This window comes from Arthrobacter sp. IK3, from assembly GCF_051337705.1.
Taxonomy (GTDB): domain Bacteria; phylum Actinomycetota; class Actinomycetes; order Actinomycetales; family Micrococcaceae; genus Arthrobacter_B; species Arthrobacter_B koreensis.
The window spans coordinates 211,835-233,110 of record NZ_JBPPSW010000001.1 but is presented as its reverse complement, the minus strand read 5'-3'; the positions used below and the strand labels follow the sequence as shown (position 1 = coordinate 233,110).

Below are 21,276 nucleotides of genomic sequence, written 5' to 3'. Positions count from 1 at the left end.
TCCTTACTGCCGGGGAACTCCCCTGCGGTCCCGGTCCGGTGTGCCCACCGGCGCCCAGCCGCGGCGCGGCGGCACGGCCCCCGGAGCTTTCCGCTTCCCGCGGGAGCGGTAGACGATGTACGGGCGGAAGATGTACTGCAGCGGAGCCGTGAACGCGTGCACCAGCCGGGTAAAGGGCCAGATGGCGAACAGGGCCAGGCCCCACAGGGTATGGATCTTGAAGGAGAGGCTCGCAGCGGTCATCGCCGCGATGTCCGGCTGGAAGATGAAGATGGACCGGAACCAGGGCGAGACCGTTTCCCGGTAATCGGTGATGCTGGGATCAAAGACGGAGATGAGAGTCGTAGCCAGCCCGGCGAACAGGGCCGCAACCAGGACGACGTACATCAGCTTGTCATTCCGGGTGGTGGCCATGAACACCGGCCCCGTGGTGCGGCGCCGGTAAATCAGCAGGACAATCCCCACCATGGTGCCGATCCCCGCGATGAGCCCGATCCCGAGGGCTAACGCGTGGTACAGCCCCTCGGAGATCCCCGCCTCCTGGGTCCAGGACTGGGGAATCACCAGCCCGATGAAGTGCCCGGCAATGACCGCCAGGATCCCGAAGTGGAACAGCGGGGAGGCGATGCGCAGGATCCGCGCCTCGTAGAGCTGGGAGGACCGGGTGGTCCAGCCGAACTGGTCATAGCGGTACCGCCAGATTGAGCCCAGCACCAGGACGGCGATCACCACGTACGGAAGCACGCCCCAGAGCATGACGTCGCCCAGGGTGACAGTCACGTTCTCCGGCGGGGGCACATCGGCGGGGAAGCGGGAGCCTGCAGCAGTCATGTCCGGTTCCTCTCGGAGAGCGGCAGCAGCCGGGAGCTGTAGGGTTCCAGGCCCACGCTTTCCGTGGGCGGACCGTAGCCGGCGGTGCGCATCACCGTCTGGGCGTCCTCGGGCGAGACACCGGGAAGGGTAGAGCAGACCAGCGCCAGCACGTGGTGGTAGGGCAGGCCGGCGTCCCGCAGGGCGAGACGCAGCAGTTCCACGGAAGGACGGTAGCGCTGCAGCAGTTCGTAGCCGTCAGCCGGAGAAACCTTGGCCGCGAACTCCAGCACCAGCGGAAGGTAGTCCGGCAGCTCCGTGCCCTCGGGCAGTATCCCCTGTTCCCGGTAGACCTCCTTGAAGGCGGCGAGCGCTTCGCCGCGGCGGCGGGTATCGCCGTCGGTCCAGTAGGTCAGGTGCAGGCTGTGCCGTTTGGACAGGTCGAATTCCTGGACGTATTCGCTCTGGAGAACCGTCAGCGGGCGTTCCGTGAACCACTCCAGGAACTCGTCCATGCCGTCGGTGAGCGCTTCCTCCTCGGCGAGCGCGGTGCGCAGCAGCGGCAGGGAGGCCAGCAGGGCCTCGTCCGGGTACTGGAGCAGCAGCGACGCCACCTGGCGGACGACGGCGCTGCGCCGGGGATTGCTGTCCGCGTAGGCTTCGGGGGCCAGCGTGCCCTTGCCGGGTTTGCCCAGCAGCTTCTCCAGCAGGCTCATGTCCGTTCACCGCCCTCAGCCTGGCCCGGCGGGAACAACCCGCGGGGCGAACCCCGTCCGTCCCAGTTCAGCAGGTTGACCCGGCCCGTCATGTCCCGGTTCCCGGCCGGGTCCTCACCGCGCTGCCGTGCCTCGAGTGCTGCGAAGTTCTCTACCGCTACCGGCAGAGGACGCCCGGACGCTTCACCGAAAACGCCAGTCTGGCCCATCCCCGGCCCGCCGTCGGTATCCAGCGAGCAGCCGATTTCCTCGAGGTTGTGCGCATCCTCGAGGTGGGCGCTGGGAATCACATACCGTTCCTCGTATTTGGCCACCGCCATGAGCCGGTACATCCGCACGATGGCTTCCCCGGTCATCCCCACGTCGGTGGCGATTGATTCCTCCGGGGCGTCGCCCAGGGTGATGGCCCGCATGTAGGCACGCATGGCCGCGAGCTTGCGCAGCACCGAAGTCACCAGGTCCGTGTCCCCTGCGGTAAAGAGTTCCGCCAGGTACTCCACCGGAATGCGCAGCGCCTCAATGGCGCCGAACAGGTTCCGGGCGTCCTCGCCGTCGTGCCCCTGGTCCTTAAGCACGTCCACGATCGGTGAGAGCGGCGGCACGTACCAGACCATGGGCATGGTCCGGTACTCCGGATGCAGCGGCAGGGCGACCCGCAGTTCCTTCGCCAGCGCGTACACCGGGGACCGGCGGGCCGCGTCCAACCAGTCCTCCGGGATGCCTTCGGCCCGGGCGGCGGCAACCACTTCCGGGTCGTTCGGATCCATCATGAGGTCCAGCTGCGCTTCGTAGAGGTCCTGCTCGTTGGGCGTGGCCGCCGCTTCGGTGACGCGGTCGGCGTCGTACAGGAAAATCCCGATATACCGCAGCCGGCCCACGCAGGTCTCCGCGCACACCGTGGGCAGGCCAACCTCAATCCGGGGATAGCAGAACGTGCACTTCTCTGCCTTGCCGGAGCGGTGGTTGAAGTACATCTTCTTGTACGGGCAGCCGGTGACGCACTGCCGCCAGCCGCGGCAGCGGTCCTGGTCCACCAGGACAATTCCGTCTTCCTCCCGCTTGTAGATCGCGCCGGAGGGGCAGGATGCCATGCAGGACGGGTTGAGGCAGTGCTCGCAGATCCGCGGCAGGTAGAACATGAAAGTCTGGTCGAACTCGAACTTCACCTTGTCCTCGGCATCGCGGCGCAGCTTCTCCACCACCGGATCCTGCTGCGCGGTCTCCGGGGCACCGCCCAGATCGTCATCCCAGTTCGCCGACCACTTGATCTTCATGGTGTCCCCGGTGATCAGGGACTTGGGCCGGGCCACCGGGAAATCGTTCCCGGCCGGGGCCTGGATAAGGTTCTCGTAGTCATACGTCCAGGGTTCGTAGTAGTCGCTGAGCTCGGGCTGCACCGGTGAGGCAAACAGGCCAAAGAGCTTCGCGGCCCGGCCGCCGGACTTCAGCTTCAGGTTTCCGCGACGGTTCAGCTCCCACCCGCCGCGCCACTTCTCCTGGTCCTCATACCGGCGCGGGTAGCCCTGCCCCGGCCGGGTTTCAACGTTGTTGAACCACACGTATTCGGTACCGGCCCGGTTGGTCCAGGCTTGTTTGCAGGTCACCGAACAGGTGTGGCAGCCAATGCACTTGTCCAGTGCCATGACCATCGCAGTCTGCGCCATGATCCTCATCAGTAGCTCACCTCCTGCGAGCGCCGGCGGACCACGGAGACGATGTCCCGCTGGTTGCCCGTGGGGCCCAGGTAGTTGAAGGCCCAGGACAGCTGGGCGTACCCGCCGATCATGTGGCTGGGTTTGACCAGGATCCGGGTGACCGAGTTGTGGATGCCGCCGCGGCGTCCGGTGGCCTCGGACTTTGGGGTATCGATGATCCGTTCCTGGGCATGGTGCACGTAGACCACCCCGGCGGGCATGCGGCTCGAGACGATGGCCCGGCCAACCAGCACGCCGTTGGTGTTCACGCACTCAACCCAGTCGTTATCCGCCACCTGGATCAGCTCCGCGTCCTGCGGGCTCATCCACACCGCCGTACCGCCCCGGGAGAGCGAAAGCATAAAGAGGTTGTCCTGGTACTCGGAGTGGATCGACCACTTGTTGTGCGGGGTCAGGTACCGCACCGCGACGGACAGTTCCCCCCGGGTGCCCAGCGTGGGTTCGCCGAAGAGCCGGTGCATATCCAGCGGCGGACGGAACACCGGCAGGGCCTCCCCCATGTCCCGAATCCAGTCGTGGTCCAGGAAGAAGTGCATCCGTCCGGTGAGCGTGTGGAAGGGTTTGAGCCGTTCAATGTTGATGGTGAACGGCGCGTAGCGCCGGCCGCCGGACTCGGACCCGGACCATTCCGGGGAGGTGATCACCGGCGTCGGGCGGTCCTGGGTGTCGCGGAAGGTGATCAGCCTGTCCTCCGCGCCGGCCGCCAGGTCTGCCAGCGGGGTACCGGTGCGCTGTTCAAGGGTTTCGAACCCCTGGACGGCCAGTTCGCCGTTGGTGGTGCCGGAGAAGAGCAGGATGGCCTCCGCCATCCGGGCGTCCGTATCCACTGCCGGCCTGCCGCGGGCGGCACCGGAATCGAAGACGCCGTGTTTTTGCGCCAGCTGCCGCACCTGTTTATCCACCCTGTAGGTGACGTGCTTGGTGGTGAAGCCCAGCTTTTCCGCCAGCGGACCCAGTGCCGTGAACTTGTCCCCAATGGCCGGGTAGTCCCGCTCGACAACGGCGAGCGTGGGCATGTTTTTCCCGGGAACCGCGGGAACGTCCGTGTTCCTCCAGTCCGGGGCGTGACCGCCGGGCTGGGCGATCTCCCCGGGGGTGTCATGCGTAAGCGCGGTGGCCACGAGGTCCCTGCGGACCCCCAGATGCATGGCAGCCTGCCGGGAGAACTCCACGGAAAGCAGCCGGAACAGCTCGAAGTCCGACTTCGATTCCCACGGCGGCGCGATCGCCGGGGTGAAGGCATGCACGTACGGATGCATGTCTGTGGAGGAGAGGTCGTATTTCTCATACCAGGTGGCGGCCGGGAACACGACGTCGGAAAGCAGGGTGGAGCTGGTCATCCGGAAGTCCGCCGAGACCAGCAGGTCGAGCTTGCCCTGCGGTGCTTCCTCGCGCCACACCACATCCCTGGGCCGGGCATCGCCGTGGTCCGTTCCCAGCACATTGTTCAGGGTGCCCAGCAGGTGCTTCTGGAAATACTCCTCGCCCTTGGCGGAGGAGCCCAGAAGGTTGGACCGCCAGAGGATGAGGGTCCGCGGCCAGTTCTCCGGCGCGTCGATGTCCTCCACGGCAAAGCGCAGCCGACCTTCCTTCAGGCGGTCTGCCACCCAGCGTGCCGGCGTTTCGGCTTCGCCGCGTTCGACGCCGGCCGCGGCCTCATCGGCCACGTCCAGGGAATTCTTCGCATCGAACTGCGGGAAGAACGGCATCCAACCCATCCGGGTGGACTTGGCGATCACGTCTGCCGAGTGCATGCCGCGCAGATGGCCCTCGGCCAGCGGGGACTGCACCCCGTCCGTTGAGTAGCCGTCAGACCGGAACTGGTCCGTGTGCATGTACCAGAACGCGGTGCCGATCATAAAGCGCGGCGGACGGTTCCAATCGCCGGCCGAGGCCATGGCCGCCCAGCCCGTGATGGGGCGGCACTTCTCCTGCCCCACATAGTGTGCCCAGCCGCCGCCGTTGCGTCCCTCGCATCCGGTGAGCATCAGCATGGCCAGGATCGCCCGGTAGGTAACGTCCCCGTGGTACCACTGGCAGATTCCGGCGCCCAGGATGATCATGGACCGGCCCTTGGATTTCTCGGCGTTCGCAGCGAAGTCCCGGGCGGTGCGGATCACCGCGGAGGGTTTAACGGACGTCAGCTCCTCCTGCCAGGCCGGAGTGCAGGCGGTGGCGGCGTCGTCGTATCCCGCAGCCCAGTCCCCCGGCAGCCCGTCCCGGCCCACACCGTATTGCGCCAGCATCAGGTCGAAGACCGTGGTGACCTTCCGGCCGGCCACGTCCGCGACCGGCACGCCGCGGTGCGCCACGGACCCGGTGCCGGAAGGATCCGAGAACACGGGCAGGTCCACGCCAGAGGTCTCACCGGACCATCCGTCGGTGTCCGCCAGCGAGAGGGATGGCACCACACCCTGCAGGTCAAGGTTCCACTTGCCGGCGTCGTCGTCGTTGTACCGGAAGCCCAGGGAACCGTTGGGCACCACGGGATCCCCGCTGAACCGGTCCACCAGGACGGTCTTGAACGCGGCGTCCGCCGCCTGCGCGCTCTCCCCGCCGAGGTCCCGTGCCGTGAGGAACTTGCCCGGCACTGTGGTGCCGCCCGGTCCGTCCACCAGGGTGACGAGGAACGGCAGGTCGGTGTACTGCAGGACGTAGTCCTCGAAGAACGGCACACGCCGGTCCACGAAGTTCTCCTTGAGGATCACGTGCCCCATGGCCATCGCCATCGCCGCATCGGAACCCGCCTGGACCGGCAGCCATTCGTCGGCGAACTTGGTGTTGTCCGCATAGTCGGGACTGACGGACACCACTTTGGTGCCGCGGTAGCGCCCTTCCACCATCCAGTGCGCGTCCGGGGTGCGGGTCACGGGAATGTTGGAGCCCCACATCATCAGGTAGGTCGCGTCCCACCAGTCTCCTGATTCGGGGACGTCCGTCTGGTCGCCGAACACCTGCGGGGACGCCACCGGGAGGTCCGCGTACCAGTCGTAGAAGCTGTTCAGCACCCCGCCGATCAGGTTGATGAACCGGGCACCGGCAGCGTGGGAAACCATGGACATGGCCGGGATCGGGGAAAACCCGGTACAGCGGTCCGGCCCGAAGTTCCTGATGGTGGAAACATGCGCCGCCGCCGTCATCTCCAGGGCTTCCTGCCAGCTGGAACGCACCAGCCCGCCCTTGCCGCGGGCCTGCTGCCAGGTGCGTCGCTTCTCGGGGTCAGCCACCAGTGCCTCCCACGCCAGCACCGGGTCTCCGCCGGTGGATTGCTTGGCCTCGCGGTACATTTCCAGCAGGACCCCGCGGATATAGGGGTACCGCACCCGGGTGGGCGAATAGGTGTACCAGGAGAACGCGGCGCCGCGCGGGCAGCCGCGAGGTTCGTACTCGGGCCGGTCCGGGCCCACCGTTGGATAGTCGGTTTCCTGTGCTTCCCAGGTGATGATCCCGTCCTTGACGTAGACCTTCCAGGAACATGACCCGGTGCAGTTCACGCCGTGCGTGGAACGGACCACCTTGTCATGGCTCCACCGGTTCCGGTAGAACGCGTCGCCCTTCCGTCCGCCTTCGCGGAAGACCGCGCGGCCGTCGGCCGTCTCATCCCATCGGGTGAAGAACCTGCCGAGTTTCAGGAGTGCGTCTGATGCGGGGCCGTCTGTCCCCGTTACGGAGCTGCTAGCCATTTCTTCAAGCTACGCGCCGCTCCGCGGGGCCAACAGCGTGGGGGTTGATTCCTGTCCGGCAGCGGCGAAGATGCCGCCGCGGCTGTCCCGCAGGCCGCGTTTTGCGGCCGCGATAAACTCGATGCGTGAGCACACAACTTCCCGAGCAGGTCTCTGACATCTTCGATCCCAGGCAGTGGAGGGTGGTTGGCGGCTTCGACGACTTCACCGACATGACCTACCACCGGCAGGTGGAGCGCGACGCCGACGGCGCCGTTGTGCGAGACCTGCCCACGGTGCGGATCGCCTTCAACCGGCCCGAGGTGCGCAACGCGTTCCGTCCGGGCACCGTGGACGAGCTGTACCGGGCCATGGACCACGCGCGGATGACGCCGGACGTGGCAACCGTCCTGCTCACCGGCAACGGCCCCTCCCCCAAGGACGGCGGGCACTCCTTCTGCTCCGGCGGCGACCAGCGGATCCGCGGCCGGGACGGGTACCGGTACGCCGATGGAGAGACCCAGGAAACCATTGATCCGGCACGCGCCGGCAGGCTGCACATCCTGGAAGTGCAGCGCCTGATGCGCACCATGCCCAAGGTGGTTATCGCCGTCGTCAACGGCTGGGCAGCCGGCGGCGGGCACAGCCTGCACGTTGTCTCGGACCTGACCATCGCTTCCCGCCAGCACGGTAAGTTCAAGCAGACCGACGCCACCGTTGGCAGCTTCGACGCCGGCTACGGCTCGGCCCTGCTGGCCCGGCAAATCGGCCAGAAGCGCGCACGGGAAATCTTCTTCCTGGCCCGCGAATACTCCGCCGAGGACATGGTGGCCATGGGCGCCGTCAACGAAGCGGTGGACCATGAAAACCTGGAGAAGGTGGCCCTGGAATATGCTGCGGACATTGCCCGGCAGTCTCCGCAGGCCATCCGCATGCTCAAGTTCGCCTTTAACCTGGCTGACGACGGCCTGGCCGGCCAGCAGGTCTTCGCCGGCGAAGCCACCCGGCTGGCGTACATGACGGATGAGGCGGTGGAGGGCAAGGAAGCGTTCCTGGCGAAACGGGACCCGGACTGGTCCAACTTCCCCTACTACTTCTAGGACGCCATGGAACTGCTTCCAGTCCACACGCCGTCCGGCTTCAACGCCGGGGACCTGCTGCCGCCGCTCGCTGCTGCGCTGGCCGGGGAAGGCCCCGCCGTCGCGCCGCATGCCGATCCGGCGCAGACCTTCACCGGGGAACTGCCCAATGACGACGTCGCGCTGGTGATCAGCACCTCAGGATCCACCGGCACACCCAAGCAGACCATGCTCAGCACCGATGCCTTGGCGGCTTCTTCGATGGCCACCGCGATGCACCTGGGCCAGGACGGCCAGTGGCTGCTGGCGCTGCCGGTGCACTACATTGCCGGCGTGCAGGTGCTGGTGCGGTCGCTCTACGCCGGAACTGAACCGGTGCTGATGGACACGGGTGCCCCGTTCAGCCCCGAGGCCTTCACAGCCGCCGCGCAGGCCATGACGGACCGGACCCGGCTCACTTCTCTGGTGCCCACCCAGCTGCACCGGCTGCTCACGGATCCCGCTCCGGACACGCTGGCGGTGCTGCGCCGGTTCGACACGATCCTGCTCGGCGGTGCCGCCGCCAGCCCGTCGCTGCTGGCGCAGGCCAAGGACTCCGGACTTCACGTGGTGCGCACCTACGGCATGAGCGAGACCGCCGGCGGCTGCGTGTACGACGGCGTTCCGCTGCCCGGCGTGGAGGTCCAGGAAGACCAGGGCCGGCTTTGGATCGCCGGGGACATGCTCGCAGAAGGTTATCTTGGTGCGCCTGAACTGAGCGCCGAGCGGTTCGCCTTCCATTCCGGCAAGCGCTGGTTCCGCACTGATGACACCGGTTCGGTGTCCGGGGACGGCGTCGTCTCGGTGTCCGGCCGGCTCGACGACGTGATCGTCACGGGCGGGGTGAAGGTCTCCGGAGCTGCAGTTGCCGCAGCCGCCGAACAGCTTCCCGAGGTACACCAGGCGGTAGCCATGGGGCTCGATGACCCGGAGTGGGGCGCGGTGGTGGGAATCGTCGTCGTCGGGTCCGTGGACACGGGCAGGCTGCGCAGCGCCGTCCGCTCCGCACTCGGCGCTCCCGCTGTTCCGAAGGTAGTGGTGGAGCTGGAACGGCTTCCCCTGCTGCCCGGCGGCAAGACCGACCGTCTGGCTGTGCGCCAGCTGCTCGCCGCCGCCCGCGGTTAGCAGCCCTCCCACCCCCCGCTCCCCCATCGAGATGGCAGAAAGTGCACGTCTCAGCGCTGAGACGTGCAGTTTCTGCTATCTCGGCGCGCGGCGGACGGCGTTTTCGCGGTCCCGGCGGCGGTGCGGGAGAATGAAGCTGTCCGGAGGGAACTTCTCCCGCCGGCGCGCATCAGCCCAAGAACGCCAAACGAAGAAGGAATGAACTGTGGCCACAGCGGCGCAATGGTTGGAGGGGGCACGCCCCAGGACACTTCCGATGGCGGTTGCTCCGGTGATAATCGGCTCCGCTGCGGCGTTCGATCTGGGCGGCTTCCGCTGGCTTAATGCTGTGCTCGCGGCCGCCGTGGCAGTCCTGCTTCAGGTGGGCGTCAACTACGCCAACGACTATTCCGACGGCGTCCGCGGCACCGACGACAACCGGGTTGGTCCGCTGCGCCTCACCGGTTCCGGTGCCGCACCGGCGAAATCGGTGAAGTACGCCGCGTTTACGGCCTTCGGCCTGGCGATGGCTGCAGGACTGGCTCTGGTGGTCCTTTCCCAGGCCTGGTTCCTGCTGCTCGTAGGCGTGGGCTGCATTGCCGCTGCGTGGGGTTACACCGGAGGCCGGAACCCCTACGGGTACCTCGGCCTGGGTGATGTTTTCGTCTTTGTCTTCTTTGGTCTCGTTGCCACCCTGGGCACCACTTACACGCAGGCCGGCACGGTGAATGCCGCGGCCTGGATCGGCGCGGTCTCCACGGGACTGATTGCCACCGCGCTGCTGATGGCCAACAATGTGCGGGATATCCCCACTGACCGGGAGTCCGGCAAGCGGACCCTCGCCGTGCGCCTGGGCGACGACGCCGCACGCATCAGCTACGTCATGATGCTGGCGCTGGCCCTGCTCCTGCCGCTGCTCCTGGTGGGCGACTACCCGTGGGTACTGCTGGTCCTGCTGCTGCTGCCGGCGTGCCTGATGCCGAGCTGGCTGATGCTCAAGGGAAAGAAGCGCCGCAGCCTGATTCCGGTGCTGAAGCAGACCGGCCTGATCAACCTTGGCTTCAGCGTTATCTACGGCCTGGCCCTGGTGCTGACCCGGCTGCTGGCCTAGCTTTCGGGGTATTTCAGCCCCGAGGCGTACCCGGTTCATCCCCCAGGCCAGCGCGGTAGGCGTTCACCAGGGCACAGGCGCGTCCTGCGGTCTCAGCGTCCGGCATCGAAACGACGTACTTCTGGTTGAAGCCTGCGGTCAGGATCAGCGCCGGACCGCTGTGAAGGATGAAGCCAGTGCCCGCAGCGCTGATCCGGTACCCCCAACCGCCGAACTCCAGGGCCTGAATATCCTGCACCGACGCAGCGGCGATCTCCCGGTGTGCCAGCGGCATTAGTTTCCAGAACCCGCCCGCCAATACCCGCACACCGGCGTCGTCAATGATTGCCTTGCCCGAGGAGAAGATCCACAGCAGCGCGGCCGTGGGAAGCCCCAACAGGGCCAAGGCAGGATGGATGAAGACGAGGCTCAGCGCGACTGCGGCGCCGGTGCCAAGGCTGAGCGGCCACTTGCCCGGCCCCATGGAGATCCTGACCGTCATGCTTTCCCGGTTGGCGGCGGTCCGGCGTGCATCTGCCGCCACCATCGAGTCCTGGTTGGCTGCGGCTGCATCGGCGGACAATGTATCCGCGCTGGGCGTCCGGTCAGCTTCTGCGGGGCGATAGAGCCAGCCGCAGACGATACCCGCGGCACAGCCGACGACGGCAGACATCCAGATCACCGGTTCGTCGATCTCCGCCTGCGAAGCGTCAGCAAGCCCGATCTGACCGGCGACGACGGCGACGGCCAGTCCCGTCATCAGCACACCGAAGGCGATACCGAATCCAACCCCGATGCGGGCAAGGACTGCCGAATAGCCGCGGGTCAGGACGGACAGACCCGCAATGAGGGCACCGCTTCCGGCGCCGGCGAAGACAGCAATGGCTGCCATGGTCCACAGGGACGAGTACCCGTCTACGCCGTCAGGTCCCCAGTGGCTGGCGAGGCGGTCGGGAAGATCGCCGGAAACCGTGGCCATCCACACTGCCACAGCCAACCCCAGGGCCAGCGGGCCGATGGTCACTGCGATCAGCCAGCGCCGGTTGCGGGAACTTTCCGCCTGCTCTGACCGGCTTCTGAGTTCTGAATTCGACATGCGCTCCCCCACGGCCACCCGCCGTTGTGCGGGCAGGACTGTCCGTCGACCCTAGCAGGGACGGCCGGAGGGACCGGTGTCAGCTCTCGCGGGGCTTGCGGTCCGCGTCGATGGTGACGTCCGGGTTGGCGTCATGCAGCGAGTCCTCGGCAGCCGAGTCATCCAGCTCGGCCCGGTTGCGGGACGGAGGCGTCTTCTCGCTGAAACGGCTCTGCAGGCCGACGGCCGCTGCGTCGCGCATGTCCCGGAAGAAGAGGTACGTCACGCACCAGGCCAGGATGGCAGAGACGATCGCAGAGAGCACCAGCCCCAACTGCAGGTACACACCGGCGATGAAGAAGATTGCCACCAGACCAAGGCGGAGAGCAGTAAATTTCCAGAAAGCCACGTGCCCATTCTACGGGCACGGACCCATCCGGTCTCCCAGTTGATTCACAGCCTCGAAAACGAATTAGGTGCCTTTGGAAACCATTCAGGCTGCCTCCAGCCGGCTCCACTACACTGGGGGCATGCCCCGCTTCGTACTCCTCGGCGTCATCGTCGTAGCAGCCGTAATTATCTACGCCGTCATCGACTGCCTGATGTCCCGGGCCCATGAAGTGCGGAGCATCTCTAAACCTTTCTGGATCGCAGTGATCCTCCTGCTGCCGGTCCTCGGCGCTATTCTCTGGTTCCTCTTTGGCCGCCCCGGCCACGGACCCGAGCCCAAGCCCCGCGCTCCCCGCCGCCCCACCGCACCGGATGACGATCCTGAGTTCCTCCGCAACCTGGAAATCCGCCGCCGCCAGCAGGCCAAGGAGGCAGAGCTCAAGCGCCGCGAGCAGGAAATCGCTGACCGTGAGAAGCGCTCCAAGCAGAACGACGACGAGAAGCCCAGCAGCAACAGCTAGCCTGGCACCGTAAGCCTCGAAGCCCCGTTCCGGAATCCTTTCCGGGACGGGGCTTTTCGTGTGCCCCGGCTACCTGTGTGACCCCCGGTCCATGCGCCCCGCCCGCCGTGCCCCTCTCGCCGGGCCCCCGTGCAGCGCCGTCGCGGACTACTCCCGTGGTTGGAGGGAAGCCCCACCGGAGCGGACCGCACTCACCCCACACAGCAAGAAACCCCGCCCCGGCAGAAGCCGGAGCGGGGTCCTTGGACGCGAGCTGCTAGACGCCGGAGTAGCTGTGCAGGCCGGCGAAGTAGACGTTCACGATCGTGAAGTTGAAGACCACGCACAGGTAGCCGACGATCGAGAGCCAGGCGGCGCGGGTGCCGGTCCAGCCGCGGGTAGCGCGGGCGTGCAGGTAACCGGCGTAGACAACCCAGATCACGAAGGTCCAGACTTCCTTGGTGTCCCAGCCCCAGTAACGGCCCCAGGCCTGCTCGGCCCACACGGCACCGGCCATGAGGGTGAAGGTCCACAGCACGAACGCGACGGCGTTGATGCGGTAGGAGAAGTTCTCCAGGGACTGCGCCGAGGGAACAATCTTCAGGAAGCCGAAACGTTCCTTGCCGCCGGCGCGGGCCTTGGATTCACGGTCAGCCTGCAGCAGCTGAAGCACGGACATGGCAAAGGTCAGGGTGAAGAGGGCGGACGCGATGACCGCGACGGAAACGTGGATGATCAGCCAGTAGCTCTGCAGTGCCGGGATCAGGTGCCCCACCGGGGTGGGGAAGCCGATGGTCGCGGCCATCATCATGATCAGCACCAGGCCAACCACGAAGGTGCCCAGGAACCGGAGGTCGCGGCGCAGCAGCACCAGCAGGAAGACCACGGAGACCACCAGCGCGCCGGTGGTGCAGAACTCGTACATGTTGCCCCACGGCACGCGGTGCGCGGCAAGGCCGCGGGAAACCACGGCGGCTGCATGGATGAGCGTAGCCAGTGCGGTCAGCGCGACGGCGACGCGGGCCGCGTTGCGGCGCTTACCGGTGTAGCCCATGGCGTCGTCAGCGGTGACGGCTTCGCCGGACCACTCACGGTTGGAATCCGCCGGGCCGGACGACGGCGCTCCGGCAGTCACCATGACCTTCGGGGCGGACTGGACGGCAGCCTTCTGGTCGATCGCCTTCAGGGTTTTGCTGCTCTTTGCCAGGTCCCAGGCGAACGCAAGCAGCGCGACGGTGTACGTGAACGCCGCCAGCAGCATGAAGAGATCGCTGTATTCCGCGAGCTGGTAGTCAATGGAGGGCATTAGGAGTCCTTACCTTCTTCTTCCGTGCGTCCGGTGCTGCCGGTCACTGATGCATCGGCCGGGGTTCCCTGGCCTTCCGCTGGGGTTTCGGCGGGGGCGTCCGCCAGCCACTTCTTTTCAAGCAGGGTCCGCAGTGCTTCGCCCTCAGTTTCCAGCCGCGGGTCTTCGCCCCGGGCCAGCAATCCGTACTCGACCATTATGCGTCCATCGTCGGCCGTTCCGGTACGGACCCAGACGCGCCGGCGTGCGATGAAGAGCGACGCCGAGAGGCCGAGGAGGCTGAGCGCGGCGAAAACGCCCACCGCAGTCTTCGCCGGGTCATAGTGCACGTCCAGGGCCGCGTAGCGCAGCAGCCCGTCAAAGCTGATGGAGCCCTTGCCCTCGGGGAGGTCGTAGCTCTGGTTCATGCCCAGGACGATGCCGCCGGAATCGAGGTCCCGGTTGTTAAGTTCGGTGAGGTCATCGGTGTCCAGGACGAACACGTTGGTGGGCACGCCGTCATCCAGGCCAAGGTCTCCGTAGTAGGAGTTCAGGTTCAGCTGCGGGTTGACCGGATCAGGGTCTCCGGAGAAGGAGACGCCGGCGGGGTCCAGCATGGCGGTGGGGAGGAAGAACCCCACGAATCCGAGCTGGTCCGGCTTGGCGTCGGGTGCCTTGATGACCATCAGGGACGTGTAGACGCCGTCCGTCGGCACGCCGACTACCGGGCCCTGGAAGGCGATGTCGCCTTCCCCGTCACGCACCGTGACCACCGGAGCGTAGCCGTTACCGACCAGGTAGACCTTGGTGCCGCCGATGTTCAGCGGCTCGTTGACTTTCAGGGTCTCCTGGCGGGGTTCTTCCTCGGCGTCTTCCTGCACGGTCACGCTGGCAGTGAAGTCCAGGGGCTGGACATTGCCGTTGGGCTGCCGGTCGAAGGTGACGTCGAAGTCGTCGAGCGTCAGGGAATAGGGACTGAGCTGGGACTCGGAGAAGTTCGTGCCCGGGCTGAAGGTGTCGTATCCCACGAGGGTGTTCACGAAGGTATCCCCCTCAACCACGATGCGCTGTCCGTTGTAGCCCATCAGTCCGCCGACGGCAACGGAGGCCAGGACACCGATCAGCGAAACGTGGAACACCAGGTTGCCGGTCTCCTTGGCGAAACCGCGCTCGGCGCCGACGGACGGACGGTTACCGTCCAGGTCCCGGGTCTCAACGCGGTACCCGCGCTTGCGCAGGACGGCCGCTGCGTCGCGGGCGGCGTCGGCGGCTGTGAGTCCCGTACCAGCCGGCACGGCCAGGGTTCCGTATTCCGGCAGGCGGGAAAGCCGGGTGGGCGTGCGGGGCGGCTTGGAGCGCAGGGCCTTCCAGTGCACCTTGGCACGGGGAATAACGCAGCCGATCAGGGAGATGAACAGCAGCAGGTAGATGGCGGAGAACCATACCGAGGAGTAGACGTCGAACAGCTGGAACCGGTCCAGCCAGGGCCCGGTGTCCGGATTGTCCTGGATGTACTGGGTTACTGCTCCGGGGTTGGCTGGACGCTGCGGGAACAGCGATCCGGGCACCGCCGCCACTGCGAGCAGCAGCAGCAGGAACAGTGCCGTGCGCATGCTGGTGAGCTGCGTCCACGCCCAGCGCAGGGTGCCGCGCAGTCCCAGGGCGGGAAGGGCGACGTCGTTGTCAGCCTTTTTGCCCGCACGGTCCGCGGCAGCGGTCTCCGCTTCCGTGTTCTCCACGGGAGGCTGTGGCGTCATTTCGCTCTCCGGTTTCGGTTTCAACTGGTTCTCATTGTTCTCTGGGGAGGGATACGAGGGTTTAGTCATCAGATCGGCAGGGTCACGCTGTCCAGCCAGCCCTGCAGCTGGTTGATCCAAAGGTTCCAGATGCCGGTGACCATCAGCAGGCCAAGGGCAATCAGCATGCCGCCGCCAAAACGCTGCAGCCCTACGCGGTAGCGGCGGAAGAATCCGAGGGCCCCCATGCCGCGCCGGAAGCCGAGGGCGATCAGCAGGAACGGCAGTCCCAGCCCCAGGCAGTAGACAAAGGTGAGCAGCGCACCCTTGGCCGCGGAAGCGTCGTCGCCGGAGAAGGAGAGCAGCTGCACGGCGGAGAGGGTTGGGCCCAGGCAGGGGGCCCAGCCCAGGCCGAAAGTGATGCCCAGCAGCGGAGCGCCCCAGAGGCCGGCGGGCGGGCGGGCCTCGATCTTGCGGTCGCGCTGGAACCAGGAGAGGCCGCCCATGAAGATGACACCGAGCAGGATGATTAGCGCACCCAGCACCTGCTGGATCCACACCTGCTCCGCACCGCGCAGCCAGGCACCCAGCTGGCCGATTCCCGCCCCGATGGCCACGAACACCACGGAGAAGCCCAGTACGAACAGGGCGATGCCGGTGAACATCCGGCCGCGGCGCTGCTTCTGCAGGTCGATTCCGGTCAGGCCGGTGACGTATCCCAGGTAGCCGGGCACCAGCGGCAGCACACACGGGGAGAGGAAGGAAACGAGCCCGGCCAGCACGGCAACGGGGATCGCCAGAAGCATCGATCCGTTCAGGATCGTTTCGGCGAAGACGTTGGCTGCCGGCACGGCGGCAGCTGGAAGCACGGGCGGCACGTCGGCTACGCGGCCAGCGCGTCGGCGATGAGGGTCTTCAGCGTTCCCTTGTCCGCCAGGCCCAGGATGCGTGCGGCTACCCTGCCTTCGCGGTCAAGGACCAGCGTGGTGGGAACGGCCTGCGGCGGCACGAAGCTGGTCATGGCCAGCAGCACTCCCCCGTTGCGGTCCTCGAAGCTGGGGTAGGGAATGGCGAAGTTCCGCTCGAAAGCCTGGGCGGTCTCGGCTTCGTCGCGGATGTTCACGCCGTAGAAGCGTGCACCTTCCGGGGCGTAGGTCTCATGGAGTTCCACGAGGTCCGGGGCTTCCTTCCGGCACGGCGCGCAGGCGGCGTACCAGAAGTTCAGGACGACGACGTCGCCGGCCCAGTCCGCAGCGCTGACTTCCGTGCCGTCAAAGAGGGTTCCGGTCAGGCGGACCGGCTCTCCGCGCTCGGAGGCGGCGTACTCGGTGACGGAGCCGTCACCGGCAATGTAGTTCTTGTTGTCTCCGGCTTTGGCCTGTTCGGCAAGCGGATCATCGGCCGAACAACCGGCCAGGGCAGCCGCCAGCGGCACGCCAACTGCCAGCCCCGCGCCAAGGCGCAGGAAGGACCTGCGGTGCATGGCAGCAGGTGATGTTTCGCTTGTGGGTTTCTTCACGGAGCTCCAGCTTTCATCGCGGCAGGGGGCGGCCACTTCTACAACGCGTAGTAATTGTATTATGCGCCGGGGAGATTCGCCGCCCCGGGCAGGAGGTCGGCCGACGGCTCGGCGTAGCGGACCCCGGTAAGTTCCATGTCATTGAAGTCCAGGGTGGTCACCGAGGTGAGCGTGCACTCGCGGCTGCGGGGGTCGTGCCAGAGCCTGCGCCCCTCGGCTGCCAGCCGGGTGACCCAGATGGGCAGCTGGTGGCTGACCAGCACTGCTTCGGCTCCACTGCCGCCCAGCTCAAGGGCATGGATCCTCGCCTCATGCACTGCGGCCATGACCCGGTCCACCTGCTGAGCGTAGGGCTCGCCCCAGGAAGGCTTCATGGGGTTGCGTAGCAGCGGCCAGTACCTCGGATTGCGCAGTTGCCGCTTGACCCCGGGCAGTCCCTCGAAACGGTTCTCCGCTTCGAGGATCCTCTCGTCAGTGATGGTTTCGACTCCGAGCGCGCGGGCGATCGGAGCCGCCGTCTCCTGCGCGCGGGTCAGGGGTGAGGCAACCAGGTACACCAGCTTCGCGCCGTCGCTCCGGCGTTCGGCGAAGTAGTTCGCAACACGGTCCGCCATTTCCCGCCCGAGGTCCGAGAGATGGAATTCGGGCAGCCTGCCGTAGAGAATGCCGTCCGGATTGAAGACTTCACCGTGGCGGACGAGGTGGATTGAGGCGCGGGACATGCCTCCCAGTCTCGCAGACACGCCGGGGAAGATTAAATCTTCACAAACGGTTGAACCTTTGAGCAACGTATGCAATAGTGGATGCAAATGCATCTACTGGTGGTGGGGCAAAGCGCTTCGCCACTGCAACAACCAAGGAGAAACACATGATCCCCACCGGTCTGACCGCAGGCACCTGGAACCTCGATTCTTCCCACAGCGAAGTTGGCTTCACCGTCCGCCACGCCGGCATCAGCAAGGTCCGCGGCAACTTCGACAAGGTGACCTCGGTTCTGGAAGTTGGCCAGGACCTGGGTGACTCCAAGATCACTGCCGTGATCGACGCCGCATCCTTCAACTCGAACGACGCCAACCGCGACGCGCACGTCAAGGGCGCGGACTTCTTCGACGTCGAGCAGTTCCCCGAACTGCGCTTCACCGCCACCGGCATTGAAGGTTCCGGCGAAGAGTACAAGCTCACCGGCGACCTGACCATCAAGGACACCACCCGCCCGGTGACGCTCGACGTTGAGTTCAACGGCGTCGCCGTTGATCCGTTCGGTGCCACCCGCGCAGGTTTCGCCGGCAGCACGGTCATTAGCCGCAAGGAATTCGGCCTGACCTGGAACGCAGCACTGGAGACCGGCGGCGTCCTCGTGGGCGACAAGGTCACCATCAACGTGGACGTAGCCTTCGTCAAGGCCTAATCCGCCCATCCACACGGATCCGGAGCGCCGAACGCGCTCCGGATCCGTTTTTTAACGTGTTCCGGCCCGCTGGAAAAGGGCTGCTCCCGGTGTGTCCGGGCTGGCAGGGGGCATAGACTGGCTTGCGACTTCGCAGATGGGTTATCTGCCCTGCCGGAGACCTTCCGGCAGGCCAATCCACACGGCAGGCGGGCCCCATGAGCACTCCCAACGTTCCCGATCCGCAGGACGGCGGCAACGCCGCCCACGGCGATGGCCCGGGACCGGATCCCCGGCCCGAACCCCGCTACGGACAGTATGGCCAGGCCTCCGGGCAACAGGGTCAGCAGCACACTCCCCCGCAGCCCGGACAGGGCCAGTACGGCCAGTCCTACGGTTACCAGCCGGCCCAGCCTTCCGGCTACAGCTCCCCGGGGGCACCCCAGCAGCAGGGCCAGCCGAAGGGTCCGGCACCCCGCGAGGTTGTTCTCGGTTTCTGGCTGATCATCGCCGCCGGGGTCTTGTCCCTGATCAACAACCTTGTGACTTCCTTCCGGCTGCCGGACGTCCTCACCGCCTCCCAGATGGATGCCCTGCGGGATGCCAACGTCGACGTCCAGGACGCCGGAGGCTTCGTCGTCTGGTTCTCCGTGGTCCTGAGCATTATTGGACTTGGCCTGTACGTCCTGATCGCCTGGTTCATCCTGAAGGGGCACAACTGGGCGCGGATCCTCGGCACGGTTTTCGCCGCCTTTTCTGCCGTAGGGCTGCTGGTTTCCCTGCCCGTCTATGTGATGTCCCCGCTGGGCTGGCTCTCGCTGCTGTCATCACTGGCCGGAATCGCCGGAATTGTGATGCTCTACCTCCGCCCGAGCAACCCCTACTTCCGGCGCCGGGAGTTCAACCCCTACCGCGCTTACTAGGGCTTCCGCCCTGCCAACCGGCCCACGGGAAAAGAATCTGGGCCGCGGGGAGACGGGTTCGGGGCAGCACAGTCCACAGCCGGAGCACTGACGCGTAGCGTTGAGTCTCCGCCGGGCACCTTCGGGATCACGGCGGAGTTTCGATTCTTCCGGTCTTGTGAAGGCGGCGACGATTATGACGACTCCTCCCGCAGCGCCCCGCTCATCCCGAGCAGGCACCCATTCCCTCGCCAACCGCATCCTGCATCCCGGTCCTCGCCGGCCACCCGGCGGCAATACTTTGTCCCCGGACCATGACCTGCAGGCCAGGAATACGGCCGGCCTGCATCCGCCGGATTCAACGGCAGGACACACGGGAATCGGCGACCGCCTGTTCGGCTGGGCCCGCTTCCCCGACGCAGTCATCCAGCTGGCGCTCTCGTCCCCGGCTTCCCGCCGGACCAAGGCGCACTCCTCCCCTGCTGCACTTGATGGATCCAGGACGCTGCCCGTAGACAGCACCGCGGAGACGAAGGCCAGCCAGGAAGCAACCACTACCGGGCAGCCTGCCAAGGCACCCGTCCAGCCGCGGCCCGCAGCCAAGACACCGCACCGGCCGGACCACTCGCCGTCGGCTCCCGCAGCAGCACCGCGGCCGCCGCAGATCTCAGCTCGCAAGACTCGGCGCCCGGCACCCCTCGCCATCAATACCGCGGCACTGCTCGTCATCGCAGGCGGCGTGCTCAGCCTGGTTGCCGGCCTCCGCGCGGCCCTGGATCCGGAACGGCCTGCACCTCAGGCAGCGGCCCAACTGGCGGAACTGCGCGTTCCGGTTGAGATGGTGCTGTCCTTCGCCAGGGTCGCGGATGTGGCCGTATCCGCCGTCGCCTTTGGAATCTTCCTGCTCCTGGCGTCCCTGGTTCGGGACGGCAGGAGCTGGGCGCGGACCGGCGGGTGCGTGGTGGTTGCCGCTGCGCTGTACTTTGCCTTCCGGGATGGTTCCTCCGTCCAGGTGGCCGGGGCACTGCTGGCCCTGGTGGGAACCGGCCTCCTGTTCCTGCCGGCCAGCAGCCGGTACTTCGCGACCAAGGGAGGCAGGATCGCCTAGGCCTCAGCGCATCAGGCGCGCCTGGGCATCCGTCGCGATGGCGGAGACCTGGGCGCGCTGCGCGTGGTACGCGAGGATCTGCAGTTCGGTTGCCATGTCCACCTTGCGGATCTGGACTTCCGGGGGAGCCTGCAGGACCACTGGGGCGAAGCTGAGGATGCTCGTTATTCCGGCGTTCACCAGGCGCGTGCACATTTCCTGGGCGGCTTCAGCAGGCACCGCCAGGACAGCCATGTTGGCCCGTGTTTTTTCGAGCACGGCTTCCAGCGACTGCACTTCACTGATCCGGAGCCAGCCGACTTCCTGGCCCACGGCCAGCGGATCGGCGTCGAAAAGCGCCACCACTTCAAAGCCCCGGGACCCGAATCCCGGGTAGCCGGCCAGGGCCCGTCCCAGGTGACCGGCACCAATAATCGCCACGCGCCAGTCCAGGGTCAGGCCCAGGGCTGCGGAAATCTGTCCGCTGAGATAGGGCACGTCATATCCAACGCCGCGGGTTCCGTAGGAACCCAGGTAGGAAAGGTCCTTGCGGAGCTTGGGGGAATTTACCCCCGCGGCTTCGGCGAGTTCCTCGGAGGACACCCGTTCAACACCCTCAGTCAGCATGGTGCCCAGGACCCTGAGGTAGACGGTTAGCCGCGCGAGGGAAGCCGGGGGTATGTGCCGGCCGTGCGCAGGCACGGCCGGGCCTGCGGAGGCTGACTCTTCCGGCATACTCACTTCGGCAACTTTCGATAGCTACGGGCTGCGGTGCGGCTCCTGGCAGCCGGGATGCCCCGGCAGGTTCTCCACTCTAGAACCGCTTCTCCCGGCGACCAAGTGTGTTTAGCGCAGGGTTACTTTGCCAGCAGGCGGCGCAGGCGGGCCTCGTCGATCTGCCAGAAGTCGCGCTGCACGCCGTCGATCATCAGCACCGGAATCTCCTCGGCGAAGCGTTCCTGCAGCTCGGGATCGTCCGTGATCGACCGTTCCTGCCACGGAACACCAAGGTCCGCGGATACCCGATCCAATACTTCACGGGCGCCCTGGCACAGGTGGCAGCCGGGGCGGGTCAGCAGGAGGAGCTCGGGTACACCGGCTCCGGAAGACGCATCTTTCATGACTTCCAACTTAGTCTCCTGGCAGCGTTTCCGCGTTCCGGTGAGGTTTTTCAGTAGAC

At 66.4% G+C, this 21,276-nt stretch carries 20 protein-coding genes; 7 read left to right on the top strand and 13 right to left on the bottom strand.

All coding sequences use genetic code 11. From position 1 onward, the window contains the following. Positions 1–3: 3 nt before the first annotated feature. Genes narI through ACSLGO_RS01080 form a run of 4 tightly spaced genes read right to left on the bottom strand, consistent with a single transcriptional unit; the run spans position 4 to position 6,924 of the window. On the bottom strand, positions 4–831 hold the full coding sequence (gene narI / locus ACSLGO_RS01095) for a respiratory nitrate reductase subunit gamma (protein WP_152273799.1): 828 nt from the start codon (positions 829–831) through the stop codon (positions 4–6). Further along, positions 828–1,526 carry a nitrate reductase molybdenum cofactor assembly chaperone gene (gene narJ / locus ACSLGO_RS01090; RefSeq protein ID WP_325785891.1) on the bottom strand — a complete coding sequence of 233 codons (699 nt, stop codon included), beginning with the start codon at positions 1,524–1,526 and terminating at the stop codon, positions 828–830. The genes narI and narJ overlap by 4 nt, the downstream gene beginning before the upstream one ends. Further along, positions 1,523–3,199, bottom strand: coding sequence for a nitrate reductase subunit beta (gene narH, locus ACSLGO_RS01085; RefSeq protein ID WP_277664742.1), 1,677 nt, complete (start codon positions 3,197–3,199; stop codon positions 1,523–1,525). The genes narJ and narH overlap by 4 nt, the downstream gene beginning before the upstream one ends. After that, entirely contained in the window at positions 3,199–6,924 is a 3,726-nt protein-coding gene (locus ACSLGO_RS01080; protein ID WP_436399733.1) for a nitrate reductase subunit alpha, read from the bottom strand. Before ACSLGO_RS01080 ends, narH begins: the two co-directional genes overlap by 1 nt. 125 nt (positions 6,925–7,049) lie before the next feature. On the opposite strand from ACSLGO_RS01080, the gene ACSLGO_RS01075 reads away from it, so the two are divergent. From ACSLGO_RS01075 to ACSLGO_RS01065, 3 genes are all read left to right on the top strand, one after another. Then, entirely contained in the window at positions 7,050–8,003 is a 954-nt protein-coding gene (locus tag ACSLGO_RS01075; RefSeq protein ID WP_152273803.1) for a 1,4-dihydroxy-2-naphthoyl-CoA synthase, read from the top strand. A 6-nt stretch (positions 8,004–8,009) separates the two neighbouring features. After that, on the top strand, positions 8,010–9,146 hold the full coding sequence (locus ACSLGO_RS01070) for an AMP-binding protein (RefSeq protein WP_325785894.1): 1,137 nt from the start codon (positions 8,010–8,012) through the stop codon (positions 9,144–9,146). A gap of 205 nt (positions 9,147–9,351) precedes the next feature. After that, positions 9,352–10,236, top strand: a complete 885-nt coding sequence (locus tag ACSLGO_RS01065; RefSeq protein ID WP_091602061.1) for a 1,4-dihydroxy-2-naphthoate polyprenyltransferase — start codon at positions 9,352–9,354, stop codon at positions 10,234–10,236. Positions 10,237–10,249: 13 nt separating this feature from the next. Here ACSLGO_RS01065 and ACSLGO_RS01060 read toward each other — a convergent pair whose 3' ends face one another. After that, positions 10,250–11,311, bottom strand: coding sequence for a hypothetical protein (locus tag ACSLGO_RS01060; RefSeq protein ID WP_436399732.1), 1,062 nt, complete (start codon positions 11,309–11,311; stop codon positions 10,250–10,252). A 79-nt stretch (positions 11,312–11,390) separates the two neighbouring features. Continuing rightward, positions 11,391–11,699 carry a DUF4229 domain-containing protein gene (locus ACSLGO_RS01055; protein WP_091602055.1) on the bottom strand — a complete coding sequence of 103 codons (309 nt, stop codon included), beginning with the start codon at positions 11,697–11,699 and terminating at the stop codon, positions 11,391–11,393. A 121-nt stretch (positions 11,700–11,820) separates the two neighbouring features. On the opposite strand from ACSLGO_RS01055, the gene ACSLGO_RS01050 reads away from it, so the two are divergent. Beyond that, positions 11,821–12,201, top strand: a complete 381-nt coding sequence (locus ACSLGO_RS01050) for a PLD nuclease N-terminal domain-containing protein (protein WP_152273806.1) — start codon at positions 11,821–11,823, stop codon at positions 12,199–12,201. A 256-nt stretch (positions 12,202–12,457) separates the two neighbouring features. Here the strand turns inward: ACSLGO_RS01050 and ccsB are convergent, their stop codons facing one another. The 5 genes from ccsB to ACSLGO_RS01025 all read right to left on the bottom strand — a co-directional run bounded on the left by ccsB (position 12,458) and on the right by ACSLGO_RS01025 (position 17,442). Next, positions 12,458–13,486 carry a c-type cytochrome biogenesis protein CcsB gene (ccsB, locus tag ACSLGO_RS01045; protein WP_091602052.1) on the bottom strand — a complete coding sequence of 343 codons (1,029 nt, stop codon included), beginning with the start codon at positions 13,484–13,486 and terminating at the stop codon, positions 12,458–12,460. Further along, positions 13,486–15,222, bottom strand: coding sequence for a cytochrome c biogenesis protein ResB (gene resB / locus ACSLGO_RS01040; RefSeq protein ID WP_325785899.1), 1,737 nt, complete (start codon positions 15,220–15,222; stop codon positions 13,486–13,488). Before resB ends, ccsB begins: the two co-directional genes overlap by 1 nt. A 68-nt stretch (positions 15,223–15,290) precedes the next feature. Continuing rightward, positions 15,291–16,007: a cytochrome c biogenesis CcdA family protein gene (locus ACSLGO_RS01035; RefSeq protein WP_091602267.1), complete on the bottom strand. Its 717-nt coding sequence runs from the start codon at positions 16,005–16,007 to the stop codon at positions 15,291–15,293. A 77-nt stretch (positions 16,008–16,084) separates the two neighbouring features. Then, complete coding sequence (locus tag ACSLGO_RS01030; protein ID WP_091602046.1) at positions 16,085–16,684, bottom strand: TlpA family protein disulfide reductase; 600 nt, start codon at positions 16,682–16,684, stop codon at positions 16,085–16,087. Positions 16,685–16,779: 95 nt separating this feature from the next. Beyond that, positions 16,780–17,442, bottom strand: a complete 663-nt coding sequence (locus ACSLGO_RS01025; RefSeq protein ID WP_377955267.1) for a histidine phosphatase family protein — start codon at positions 17,440–17,442, stop codon at positions 16,780–16,782. Positions 17,443–17,588: 146 nt separating this feature from the next. On the opposite strand from ACSLGO_RS01025, the gene ACSLGO_RS01020 reads away from it, so the two are divergent. The 3 genes from ACSLGO_RS01020 (at position 17,589) to ACSLGO_RS01010 (ending at position 20,117) form a co-directional block, all read left to right on the top strand. Continuing rightward, complete coding sequence (locus ACSLGO_RS01020; RefSeq protein WP_091602040.1) at positions 17,589–18,128, top strand: YceI family protein; 540 nt, start codon at positions 17,589–17,591, stop codon at positions 18,126–18,128. Positions 18,129–18,325: 197 nt separating this feature from the next. Further along, positions 18,326–19,030, top strand: a complete 705-nt coding sequence (locus ACSLGO_RS01015) for a hypothetical protein (RefSeq protein ID WP_436399731.1) — start codon at positions 18,326–18,328, stop codon at positions 19,028–19,030. Positions 19,031–19,205: 175 nt separating this feature from the next. Next, a complete protein-coding gene (locus tag ACSLGO_RS01010; RefSeq protein WP_263127626.1) occupies positions 19,206–20,117 on the top strand; it encodes a hypothetical protein in 912 nt (303 codons plus the stop codon). Between the two features lie 3 nt (positions 20,118–20,120). Here the strand turns inward: ACSLGO_RS01010 and ACSLGO_RS01005 are convergent, their stop codons facing one another. Both ACSLGO_RS01005 and ACSLGO_RS01000 read right to left on the bottom strand, forming a co-directional pair. Continuing rightward, entirely contained in the window at positions 20,121–20,831 is a 711-nt protein-coding gene (locus tag ACSLGO_RS01005) for a redox-sensing transcriptional repressor Rex (protein ID WP_091602031.1), read from the bottom strand. Between the two features lie 122 nt (positions 20,832–20,953). Next, positions 20,954–21,217, bottom strand: a complete 264-nt coding sequence (locus ACSLGO_RS01000; RefSeq protein ID WP_091602264.1) for a glutaredoxin family protein — start codon at positions 21,215–21,217, stop codon at positions 20,954–20,956. Positions 21,218–21,276: the final 59 nt, after the last annotated feature.

What these genes read in the sequence shown, in the direction of transcription:
- ACSLGO_RS01070 (WP_325785894.1), top strand. Translation starts at nt 8,010, where the DNA reads ATGGAACTGCTTCCAGTCCACACGCCGTCCGGCTTCAACGCCGGGGAC.
- ccsB (WP_091602052.1), bottom strand. Translation starts at nt 13,486, where the DNA reads ATGCCCTCCATTGACTACCAGCTCGCGGAATACAGCGATCTCTTCATG.
- ACSLGO_RS01025 (WP_377955267.1), bottom strand. Translation starts at nt 17,442, where the DNA reads ATGTCCCGCGCCTCAATCCACCTCGTCCGCCACGGTGAAGTCTTCAAT.
- narH (WP_277664742.1), bottom strand. Translation starts at nt 3,199, where the DNA reads ATGAGGATCATGGCGCAGACTGCGATGGTCATGGCACTGGACAAGTGC.
- ACSLGO_RS01000 (WP_091602264.1), bottom strand. Translation starts at nt 21,217, where the DNA reads ATGAAAGATGCGTCTTCCGGAGCCGGTGTACCCGAGCTCCTCCTGCTG.
- ACSLGO_RS01020 (WP_091602040.1), top strand. Translation starts at nt 17,589, where the DNA reads ATGATCCCCACCGGTCTGACCGCAGGCACCTGGAACCTCGATTCTTCC.
- ACSLGO_RS01050 (WP_152273806.1), top strand. Translation starts at nt 11,821, where the DNA reads ATGCCCCGCTTCGTACTCCTCGGCGTCATCGTCGTAGCAGCCGTAATT.
- narI (WP_152273799.1), bottom strand. Translation starts at nt 831, where the DNA reads ATGACTGCTGCAGGCTCCCGCTTCCCCGCCGATGTGCCCCCGCCGGAG.
- narJ (WP_325785891.1), bottom strand. Translation starts at nt 1,526, where the DNA reads ATGAGCCTGCTGGAGAAGCTGCTGGGCAAACCCGGCAAGGGCACGCTG.
- ACSLGO_RS01035 (WP_091602267.1), bottom strand. Translation starts at nt 16,007, where the DNA reads ATGCTTCTGGCGATCCCCGTTGCCGTGCTGGCCGGGCTCGTTTCCTTC.
- ACSLGO_RS01060 (WP_436399732.1), bottom strand. Translation starts at nt 11,311, where the DNA reads ATGTCGAATTCAGAACTCAGAAGCCGGTCAGAGCAGGCGGAAAGTTCC.
- ACSLGO_RS01015 (WP_436399731.1), top strand. Translation starts at nt 18,326, where the DNA reads ATGAGCACTCCCAACGTTCCCGATCCGCAGGACGGCGGCAACGCCGCC.
- ACSLGO_RS01080 (WP_436399733.1), bottom strand. Translation starts at nt 6,924, where the DNA reads ATGGCTAGCAGCTCCGTAACGGGGACAGACGGCCCCGCATCAGACGCA.
- ACSLGO_RS01030 (WP_091602046.1), bottom strand. Translation starts at nt 16,684, where the DNA reads ATGCACCGCAGGTCCTTCCTGCGCCTTGGCGCGGGGCTGGCAGTTGGC.
- ACSLGO_RS01005 (WP_091602031.1), bottom strand. Translation starts at nt 20,831, where the DNA reads ATGCCGGAAGAGTCAGCCTCCGCAGGCCCGGCCGTGCCTGCGCACGGC.
- ACSLGO_RS01010 (WP_263127626.1), top strand. Translation starts at nt 19,206, where the DNA reads ATGACGACTCCTCCCGCAGCGCCCCGCTCATCCCGAGCAGGCACCCAT.
- resB (WP_325785899.1), bottom strand. Translation starts at nt 15,222, where the DNA reads ATGACGCCACAGCCTCCCGTGGAGAACACGGAAGCGGAGACCGCTGCC.